The organism is Xanthomonas sp. AC360, from assembly GCF_979258225.1.
Genome location: NZ_OZ409846.1, coordinates 5,195,970 through 5,205,978, shown reverse-complemented (window position 1 = coordinate 5,205,978; position 10,009 = coordinate 5,195,970). Strand labels below are relative to the sequence as shown.

8 protein-coding genes and 1 other RNA gene are annotated in these 10,009 nt (G+C 65.8%); 6 read left to right on the top strand and 3 right to left on the bottom strand.

Going from position 1 to position 10,009, the window contains the following annotated elements; all coding sequences use genetic code 11:
* Nucleotides 1–223: 223 nt before the first annotated feature.
* Nucleotides 224–2,659: a TonB-dependent receptor plug domain-containing protein gene (locus ACZZ0O_RS22320; RefSeq protein ID WP_115554418.1), complete on the bottom strand. Its 2,436-nt coding sequence runs from the start codon at nt 2,657–2,659 to the stop codon at nt 224–226.
* Nucleotides 2,660–2,976: 317 nt separating this feature from the next.
* On the opposite strand from ACZZ0O_RS22320, the gene ACZZ0O_RS22315 reads away from it, so the two are divergent.
* The 6 genes from ACZZ0O_RS22315 (at nt 2,977) to ACZZ0O_RS22290 (ending at nt 8,667) form a co-directional block, all read left to right on the top strand.
* The gene (locus ACZZ0O_RS22315) at nt 2,977–3,456 is read left to right on the top strand and encodes a DUF3574 domain-containing protein (RefSeq protein WP_055850323.1); all 480 of its coding nucleotides are present in this window, start codon (nt 2,977–2,979) and stop codon (nt 3,454–3,456) included.
* A 23-nt stretch (nt 3,457–3,479) separates the two neighbouring features.
* The gene (locus ACZZ0O_RS22310; protein ID WP_463592515.1) at nt 3,480–4,364 is read left to right on the top strand and encodes an XAC2610-related protein; all 885 of its coding nucleotides are present in this window, start codon (nt 3,480–3,482) and stop codon (nt 4,362–4,364) included.
* 153 nt (nt 4,365–4,517) lie between these two features.
* Nucleotides 4,518–4,596: non-coding RNA, sX9 sRNA (locus ACZZ0O_RS22305), on the top strand.
* Between the two features lie 231 nt (nt 4,597–4,827).
* Entirely contained in the window at nt 4,828–6,429 is a 1,602-nt protein-coding gene (locus tag ACZZ0O_RS22300; protein ID WP_323516367.1) for a SulP family inorganic anion transporter, read from the top strand.
* On the top strand, nt 6,426–7,595 hold the full coding sequence (locus ACZZ0O_RS22295) for a lysozyme inhibitor LprI family protein (protein ID WP_463591884.1): 1,170 nt from the start codon (nt 6,426–6,428) through the stop codon (nt 7,593–7,595). Before ACZZ0O_RS22300 ends, ACZZ0O_RS22295 begins: the two co-directional genes overlap by 4 nt.
* Nucleotides 7,596–7,851: 256 nt before the next feature.
* Nucleotides 7,852–8,667 (top strand): DUF3014 domain-containing protein, encoded by an 816-nt coding sequence (locus ACZZ0O_RS22290; RefSeq protein ID WP_463591883.1) that lies wholly within the window; start codon nt 7,852–7,854, stop codon nt 8,665–8,667.
* Between the two features lie 210 nt (nt 8,668–8,877).
* Here ACZZ0O_RS22290 and ACZZ0O_RS22285 read toward each other — a convergent pair whose 3' ends face one another.
* Nucleotides 8,878–9,585, bottom strand: a complete 708-nt coding sequence (locus ACZZ0O_RS22285; protein ID WP_463591882.1) for a glutathione S-transferase — start codon at nt 9,583–9,585, stop codon at nt 8,878–8,880.
* Nucleotides 9,586–9,632: 47 nt separating this feature from the next.
* Nucleotides 9,633–9,941, bottom strand: a complete 309-nt coding sequence (locus tag ACZZ0O_RS22280; RefSeq protein ID WP_463592514.1) for a GIY-YIG nuclease family protein — start codon at nt 9,939–9,941, stop codon at nt 9,633–9,635.
* Nucleotides 9,942–10,009 lie beyond the last annotated feature (68 nt).

Sequence of the window (10,009 nt, the reverse complement as noted above, 5' to 3'; positions counted from 1 at the left end):
AAGGGAGAGGGGCTAAAGCGATAGCCGCGGTGTTCTTCCCTTCTCCCCCCGGTAGAAGATGGCGCGTGGCGCCGGATGAGGCTACGGGCGAAGCCTCTTGCTGTTGGAACGACGCGGAGGCTTCGCTCCGTATCCTCGCCCCAACCCCTCTCCCGCAGGAGAGGGGCTAGAGCAAGCCCCTAGGCGAAAGTGGGTTTGCAGCCTGCGCTGTTGATCAGGTTGCTCAGAAGGTATACCGCACCCGCCCATACCAGTACGCGCCATTGCTGCCGATCGGCGAGAGCACGTCGTAGGGCAGGTTGCCGAAGTAGGCGATATCGTCGATGGAGCGGTCCGAATAGTTGTCCAGGATGTTCTGCCCGCCGATGGCCAGCGTCCACTGTGTGCCCAGGTGATATTCGGCTTCCAGATCCAGCTGCCATTCGGCGCCATAGGTCTGGCGTGGGACGAAACCGCCGCCGAAGTCGAACACGCGTGTAGCGCTGCCATAGCGGTTCACGCGCGTCTGCAGGTTCCAGTGTTGGTTGCTCCAGTTGGCCGCCAGCGCGGCACGCGTGCGTGGTGCCGCATCAGTAAGCGTGTTGCTTTCTTCGACGCCAAACAGCACGTAGTCCGGGTTCAAGGCCAGCAATTGCGCGGGCGTTGCGATGATGTTTTCCAGCTCGGTCTTGGCATAGCTGTAGGTGCCGGTCAGCAACAGATCGCCGCCGAAGGCGTACTGGCGCCAGTTGGCGACCAGCTCGGCGCCGCGGGTGCGGGTGTCGGCGGCGTTGAGGAAATAGCTGGCGCTCTGCACGCCGGTCACGCCGAAGTTCTGCTGCACGAAGCTGGTCAAGGCGTCGCCGGTAATGTCTTCGGACAAGGCAATGCGGTCGTCGATATCGATCTGGAAAAAATCCAGCGAAAGGTCGAAGTGATCGCCCAGCTTGCTGGTGAAGCCCAGGCTGTAGTTGACCGACTTTTCCGGCTTGAGATCGGTGGCGCCGAGCGCGCGGGCGATCGGGTTGTTGACCGACAGCAAGCGGCCCTGGGTCAGCCGGCCGGCGGCGTCGTAACCGGTGGAGGTGGCTTCGTAACCGATCTGGCTGAGCGATGGCGCGCGCACGTTGTTGGAGATGGCGCCACGCAGCGCGAATGCCGGCGCGAACGCATAGCGCGCGGCCAATTTGCCGGTCCACTGGCTGCCGAAATCCTGGTAATGCTCATAGCGACCGGCCAGGTCGGTGGAGAATTTTTCACCGAACTGGCTGGAGACGTTGGCATAGGCGCTGGCGACATTGCGCGACAGATCGGCTTCGTCCTGCGGAGTGAGCCCGCCGCCGGCCTGCGAGCCGGTGGGGCGATCGGTGAACGGGCCGGCGGCGTAGCTGGCCGGGTCGCCGGCATGGGTGCGGTATTGCTCGCGGCGGAATTCGGCGCCGGTGCCGAAGGTATGGGTGGCGCCGGCAATGTCGAACACGCGGGTCAGATCAAAATTTCCCACGGTCTGCGAAAACGCAAAATCACCGGTCTTGAACGCAGTGGTGCTGCCCGGGCCGAGCGAGGCATTGAGCGAGTTGCGCAAGCGGTAGGTGAAGTCGTTGCGGCCGTAGTTCACGCTGGCGTCGTAATCCCAGTTGCCCCACTGCCCACGCGCGCCGGCAACAAGTTGCAGATCGCGATTTTCGCCTTCGGAAATCGGCCGGTAGCCGTTGGGGTAGATCTCGCGCCAGTTGGCGCTGCTGTCGGGGTAACGGAAGTAATTGGCACCTTCGGTGTCGCGCTGGTTGTACGTGCCGAAGGCGTAGAACTCGCCGCTGGCGCTGAAGGGAATCTTGGTGTTGAGCCAGGCGTTCAGGCCCTTGGTGGCGCCGTCGCCGAGCACGTAATTGCGCCGGCCGGCCAGGGCCAGGTTGGCCGGGGTCTGCTCTTCGAACGGCGGGATCTGATCGAAGCCCGCGCGGTTGGTGGCTTCGCGATTTTTCAATTCCAGGCCGACCTTGAAGAAGCCGCCGTCATCGCCCAGCAGCGAGCCGACCTTGGCGCTGGCGTAACTGGTCTGGCCGTCGGTGACGCGGCGATCGATCGGCGCCACATCGGTGTTGTAGGCGCCGAAGCTGGCTTCCAGTTCGCCGCGCTCAGGGTTGTCGTCCAGGATCACGTTGATGACACCGGCAATGGCATCGGAGCCGTATTGCGCGCCGGCACCGTCGCGCAGCACTTCGATGCGCTTGATCGCGTTGATCGGGATGGAGTTGAAATCCACCGGCGTGGTGCCCTTGCCGATCTTGCTGTCGGTATTGACCAGTGCCGAGGTGTGGCGGCGCTTGCCGTTGACCAGCACCAGCACCTGATCGGGCGAGAGCCCGCGCAATTGTGCGGCGCGGATGTGGTCGGCACCGCCGGAATTGGACTGACGCGGGAAATTGAACGACGGCAGCAGCGCCTGCAGCGCGCTGCCCAGCTCGCCGTTGACCACGCCGGCCTTGCGAATATCTTCGGCAGTGAGCACGTCCACCGGAACCGTCGATTCCAGCACGGTCCGGTCGCTGGCGCGGGTGCCGGTGACGATTACCGTGTCCAGGGTGGTGGCGCCGGCATCGGCCTGCTGAGCCTGCGCGTTGGCGCTCAGTGCAGCGGCCACAGCCAGGCCGATCATCGAAAGGGTGGGGCGGGTCATGCTCTCTCTCTCCTGCAACTGCAAACGCGCCGCAGGGCCGGCGTCCGGCCGGGCTGGTGCGCAAGGGGTCGGACTGTTCCACATTCATCCGGATGGAGAGATATTATCGCGTTGTTCAGGCCTGCGCGAGATGGCGCGGTGCGCGCCCCTGCATGTGCTGATAGCGCGGCCGCATGAGCGCCAGCGCCACTGGCGTAACGCCCGCAGCAGTGCCGCTCGTACACTTGCCGCATGACGCCCGCCACTGTGCGCGCCGACTGCGGCGTGCCACGTGTGTATCGCTGTTTTTAGTCCCCCTGAAACCGTTGGAGAACTCGATGAAGTTGCTGCCGTCCGTGTTGATCGCCGCCGTGCTGGCGTTGTCTGGTTGCGCCACCATGCCGGGCAAGACGCCCGCTGCGGCGACTACCACCGCCAGCATGCAGGGCGATGCGCAACGTCCCGGCGACGCGCGTGGCTGGATTCGCAGCGAGCTCTACTTTGGCGTGGGCGAAGAAACCGGCCCCGCCGATCGCCCGCAGACCCGCACCATCGACGAGACGCAGTGGCGCGCGTTTCTGGACAAGGAAGTGACCCCACGCTTCCCGGATGGGCTGACGGTGTTCGATGCCTACGGCCAGTGGCTGTTCCGCGGCGCCAAGGAGCCGAACCGGCTCGGCACCAAGGTGCTGGTGATCCTGCATGAAGACACCCCGCAGCGGCGCAACGACATCGAAGCGATTCGGCTGGCCTGGAAGCAGGCCACCGGGCATCAGTCGGTGTTGTGGTCGCGGCAGGCGGTGGATGTGTCGTTCTGACCCGCTCGGTGCGAATGCGCGAGATGCAAGGGCGCGACGGGCTGCGTCCCGGTGGCGCGGCCATGCGCGTGGCATTGGGCGCAGCGCTCGGCCTGCTGGGGTTTACCGCGGCGGCAGACGATGGCCCTGTGCAGGTGGCGATCGATGCGACGACGCACGCAACCGCCAGCCTGGTGGGCGCGCGCCTGCACGTGGTGCTGTCGCCGGGCGGCAGCGAGCAGTGGCTGGACGCCAATCTGGATGACGGCGAGGGCGGCGGTAGCGTCCGAAGCGACGACTACAACTTCGATGGGCACCGCGATCTTGCGGTCACCGCGATGCTGGGCCAGGTCAACGAGGCGACGTTGGTGTTCCTCTTCGACCCGGTGCAACGGCGCTTCCGGCCACTGGCGGCGCCCACGCGCCCGGCGGTGCAGTGCGACGGGTTGTGGAATCTGACCCCCGACGCCAAGGACCGCAGTCTGACCAGCGCCTGCCGCAGCGGGCCGATGTGGTACAGCGACCAGTATCGCTATGCCAGCGATGGCCGGCTGTATGTGTATCGCTCGCAGCAACCGATCGAATCGCCAGACATCCAGTCGCTGCTGGGGCGCGATGGCGACGACGCCTATCCGCTGTCGGTGTGGTCCACCTTCGACGCGCGTGGCGGTGTGGTCGCCACCGCCATCGGCGAAACGCTGGAGTCGCCGATGCCCGTGCAACTGCGGGTGCAGGTGGCACGGCTGCTGTTGTATGCCACGCCAACCGCGGCCAGCACGCGGCGGTATCTGGTGCAGGGCGATCGCGCCGATGCGCTGGATGTCAGCGCGGATGGCATGCGCATCAAGCTGCGTTACCGCAGCCCCACGGCGGACGAGGTAGTGGGCTGGGTGGCGGTGGATGCCGCTTCCGCTGGCAGCGGGCAATAACCGGCGCCGGTTGTCATGTGGGCGCTACCGGCATCTTGAATCGGTTTGTGGCATCCGTTCTGTGTCGCCGCCGGCATGCTGTGCGCGGTCGCCTGAGCGCTGCTAAGAGCGGCCAAACAGTACTGTTGCGCAGCCACCTGCCGGGCGCGGCGAGTGCCCGGCACTCGTGCACTGCGGCTCCGAGTGCGCCGTCCATATCCGCCTGGCGACTGCTCGCTACGTTTTGTCAGCCGCCGCTAATGGCCGTTGTTGGTGAGGTCGGATCGCATTGCCTGCGCGCGTCGAACTGCGCTCGCGCGCGCGCTGCCTTGTCGCATGTCGCCGTGCTGCATCGGCATGCGTAAGCGCTTGCCGATGGCCGTGTTCCCCATCCCATGCGCGCCAACACCCCGTTCCACCGGTCCGCTGTCACCGGTGCCAGGCAGCGGCTACCATCGCCTGTCCCCACGTCTTGCAGACCTCCATGTCCGCTCCCTCTTCGCGTCCTGCGGCCTCGCCGCGCTGGTTCGTCGCCGGCGACCTCAACGGCTTCTTCGGCCTGGTCGTCGACAACCTCTCCATTCTTGGCTTCATCTCGGCGGCGCTGATCGGAATATTTCAGTTCCCGGCCGAGGTGGTGTTCGGGCGCATGTTTCCCGGCACTGCATTCGGCGTGTTGGTGGGCAACCTGCTCTACACCTTGATGGCACGGCGGCTGGCCGCACGCACCGGGCGCGACGACGTCACCGCGATGCCGCTGGGCCTGGATGCGCCCACCAGCATCGGCATGGCCTTGCTGGTGCTGGGCCCGGCGTTTGCCGGCTTCAAGGCGCAAGGGCTGGATCCGCAGGCGGCGGCAATCGCCACCTGGAAATTGGGCATGGCCGCGCTGGTGGTGATGGGCCTGCTCAAGCTGGTGCTGTCGTTCGTTGGCGAGGCGGTGACGCGTGCACTGCCGCGCGCAGCCTTGCTCGGGTCGATCGCTGGCATCGCGCTGGTGCTGATGGGCCTGTTGCCGTTGCTGGAGACGTTGCGTTCGCCGGTGGCCGGCTTCGTCACCCTGGGACTGCTGCTGTACGTGCTGCTGGCCAAGGGCCGCCTGCCGACCAAACTGCCGGGCGTGCTGGTGGCGTTCGTGATCGGCACAGCGCTGTATTACGGGCTGGGACTGGCGGGCCTGGGGGCGCCGGGCTTTGCGGTGCCTGCGTGGACCGCGCCGCAGATCGTGCTGCCGCTACCGAATCTGGGCTTTATCGAAGGACTGCCGGCGACGGTGACCTACCTGCCGTTGCTGCTGCCGTTCGGCCTGTTGATGGTGGTGGGCGGCATCAATGTCAGCGAAAGCGCGCGCGCGGCCGGCGACGACTACCGCACCCGCGACATCCTGCTGGTGGAAGCGCTGGCCACATTGGTGGCCGGCGTGTGCGGCGGCGTGGCGCAGACCACGCCGTATATCGGCCAGCCTGCGTATAAAAACATGGGCGCACGCAGCGGCTATACCTTGCTCACCGGCCTGTTTGTCGGCATCGGCGGCATGCTCGGGGTGATCAGCGGGCTGGTGCAATGGCTGCCGCTGGCGGTACTGGCACCGATCATCGTGTACGTGTCCATCGACATCACCACACAGGCGTTTCAGGCCACGCCCAGGCACCACGCCGGCGCGATGGTGCTGGGGTTTCTGCCGTCGGTGGCGTACCTGCTGACCATCAAGGCGCCGGGCTGGATCGCACCGGAGCAACTGGTGGCATTGACCACGAAGGTGGACGGCCATGGCCTGCCGGAGCTGGCGGTGATCTTCGCGCTGGGCAATGGGTTCATCATCACTGCGATGCTGTGGATCGCCACGGTGGCGGCGATGATCGATGGCCGGCTACGCCGCGCTGCGGTGTTTCTGCTGGTCGCTGCGGGCTTGACGCTGTTCGGACTGATCCATTCGGTGGACCCACGTGGCGGCATTTATCTGCCCTGGTCGCTGCAGGGCCTGGCCCGGGCGATCAGCTGGCAATTCGTCGGCGCCTACGTCGCGCTGTCGGTGACGTTGCTGTTGCTGTCGCTGCTGCCGGCACGCAAGGAGGCAGTGCAATGAAGCATCACGCGCGTGTCGGTCGACTGCTGCTTGGCAGCGCGCTGGTGCTGAGCGCCAGCAGTGCATGGGCGGCCTCGTTCGACTGCAAACAGGCCAGTACGCCGGTAGAAAAACGTATCTGCGCGGTGCCCGCACTCGGTCTGCTGGACGATCAACTGGATGAAAGCTACCAGGCGCTGATGCAAACGACGCCGCGCGCTGCGGTGGCCGGTGTGCGCGAGCAACAGCGCGCCTGGCTGCGGCAGCGCAACGCCTGCGCGCAGGACGCCAAGCCGGACGGCTGCCTGCAGCGCAGCCTCAGCGCCAGGGCCGATGTGTTGGCCAAGGCGCTCACCGCGCAGCAACAGGCGCTGGACCGCATCATCGCCAGCATCCCCGGCAAGCCTGCCGAGGCCGCGCGGCAGTTGCAGGCCTACGACGCGCCGTTGGCTTCGGCATGGCTGGCGTATCTGCATCAGTTCGTCCCCGCCGCCGGTGTGGACGCCGCGTTGGCGAACGCGCGCTTTGAAAGTGCGCGCAAGGCCCTGCGCAAGATCGATGATTTTGCGGCGTCGTTGCTGGATGACGCTGCCGGCACGCCGGCAACGCCACAGCCCGAACGCGTGCTCACGCTGCTGCGCATGTGGATCGAGCAAGACGGCAGCGGAAATCGGCCCTATGTGCACTGTTTCATTTTCGCGGCGGTGGGTGAGCCTGCGTACGAGGCATTCGGGCCGCTGTATGGCTCCACGCGCGACTCGTTTGCCCCGGTGTGCGAGCCGCCGGGTGGGTTGTTTGCGCTGGCGAGCTGGAAGCAGCTGGACGACGGGTTCGATTCCTTGATCGAAGCCTTGAGCAAGGACGCCGGCACCATCCGCTATGCCAGCTACGCCGAGTGGGGTGTGATTGCGCTGCGCGCATCGGTGTCGCCGCTGTTGTACCTGCAACCGGCCTTGCGCAAGCGCTATGGCGATGATCCGGACCAGGCCATTGCTGCCTGGGACGGCGATGACAGCGAGTGGCCGGCCGCAGATCGCAAGGCGGTGCGCGCACTGTTGCCCAAGGTGCGCGCGGATACCGCTGCGTGGCTGGTGCGCGAAAAAAAGCTGCCTGCAAAACAGGCCGATCAGGCTGCCGCCGCGATCGTGGCGGCCTGGGTGAATGCGCGCTTGGACTTCGCCAATTGAGCGCGGTGTGCCGTACGTGGCGCTTCGTTTTTTGCGTCAGTGTTGCGTCGTGTTTCGTTTGAGCCGGATCGGCTGCGGGCGCGTGGCTGCCTGATGCCCGCGCGCCGATCAGGCGCTTGCTGCCTCGCGTGCGTGACGCTGTCTCGCCTCGGCATGCGCCCGCACGGTCGATGAATGCGCGGCGGCCCTACATCGATGGAACCACCGCACCATCTCATGGTCACACCCTGGTGTTGTCGATGTCAGGAGTTCCATGATGCAAACCAAGTCCTCGCGCTGGCCGTGGCTGCTGGCGGTGCCGCTCATTGCCGGCGCCGCCTGGTGGCTGTTCCGCGGGCCGTCCGATCCATCCGGTGCGATGCCCGCGCCGATCAGCCAGACCGCCAGCGCGGTGGCTGCCGCCGTCGCGCCGTCGCCGCCTGCACCCGCCGCGCCGCGCCACCCGGTGCAGACGCCATCGCCCGATGCCGCAGATGCGGCGATTCCGGCATTGGCGCAGAGCGACGCTGCCGCATGGCAAGCGCTGTTGGACCTGGTGCAGCAGGACGACGCGCTGTCGATCGTGCTGCGCGGGCATCTGATCGAACGCGTGGTGGTGATGGTCGACAACCTCACCCAGCCCAGTATCAGCCGTCGCGCCTCGGTGCTGCAGCCGGTGGCGGGCGAACTGCAGGTCGCCAGCGCAGCCGATCGCAGCGTGATCGACCAAACCAACGCAGCACGCTATGCGCCCTATGTCGCTGCGTTTACCAGCGTGGATGCGCAGGCGCTGGTGCGGAGTTATGTGCGCTTCTATCCATTGTTTCAGCAGGCCTATGCCAACCTGGGCGCGCCGGACCGTTACTTCAACGACCGCGTGATCGATGTGATCGATCATCTGCTGCGCACGCCGGAGCCGAGTCAGCCAATTGCCGTCGTGCGCGATGCGCGTGGACGCTATCTCTTCGCGGATCCCGCGCTGGAATCTGCGTCGGTCGGGCAGAAGGCACTGCTACGGCTGGGGCCGACTCAGGCTGCCGCAGTAAAGGTGCAGTTGCAGGCCATTCGCACAGCGTTGTTGCAGGGACGTTGAGGTTGGCGGTTCGGCTGCGTCGAATCTAGAGGCAGCATTTGTGCGGCCTTTGATGTGCGATCTCTGGGAACTCGTACCGGTGCCCAATGACGCGGGCAAGTCGCGATAGCACCGAACGCACAGCAACAGCGGCTTGCGCGCGTCAGCCGCGCATTGACCGAAATTGAAGCTGACCGGCACACGCGCGCTGCGTGATGCCGGTGGCATCGCCTATGCCGCGTCCAGTTCCGGATAGTGGCGGAAGATGCCGTTGGTGTTGAACGCCACGCGGCGCTCGGATGCGAGATACGCGGCAATGCGGGGGCGCTCGGCCACGTGCTGCTGCAGGGCCTTCAGCCCCGGCAACTCCTTCGACAACGTCGCCATGCGCTTGGGGAACATGTACTCCAGGCCGCTGACCAGCTGAAAAATCGATAGATCCACGTACGAATGGCTGCCAAGCACATGCGTGCCGCCTGCCTGTTGCAGCACTTGCTCGAAGTAGCCGAGGAACTTGGGTAGCCGGTTGTCGCGCAGATCCTTGGCGCGTTTGGCCGCTTCGGCTTGTTGATCTTCGTAGTACAGCCCGACGCCGATGGGATGATGGGTGTCGTGCACTTCGGCCACCAGGTCGGCGATCGTCATCTGCAATTGCAATGCCTGCAGGCGCTGCGCCTCTGACTCGGGCACCAGCTGCAATTGCGGGCCAATGGCATGCAGGATGGCTGCCACCTGCGAAACCACCACCTCGCCCGCACGCAGAAACGGCGGTGCAAATGGGTATGCACCAGCGTGCTTGCCTTCCAGGAAGTCGGTCATGACCTCGTCGCCGTCGATGCGTGCGACGTCGGTGTAGCTGGCGCCGGCATCTTCCAATGCCAGGCGGACGAACTCGCCGCGGCCTTGCAGGCCGGTCCAGTAATAGAGCTGATAGTGCATGCGCTGCTCCGGTATCGGATTGGCGCTGCAGCGTAGGGAGCGGGCGGCTAGGCGAGTGTGATCGGGGTGTCAGCGGGATGTGACTCAGCGTTGCATGGCGGCTGCGCCAGCAGCCAGGCCAGCTTGTGCGCACGCGGTTGCCGCTTGATTGCGCATTCTGCACGCGAGGCACTGGCGCGGTCGGGGTAGGGGTGGCTGGCGAGGATGTGCAGCGGTGGATTGGCCCGCGTGTAGCGCGCCCCGGTGCCACGCACATGCGCCTGGAAGCGCCGCTCCAGATCGTTGGTGATCCCGGCGTAATAGCTGCCGTTGCGACATTGCAGCAAGTAGAGATACCAGGGTTTGGGCGCATCCATCTGCGCATTATCGCCGTGGATGCCGCGCTTGTGCAGCGCGCTGCCGCAAGGTCGCATCGCCGGCCCGT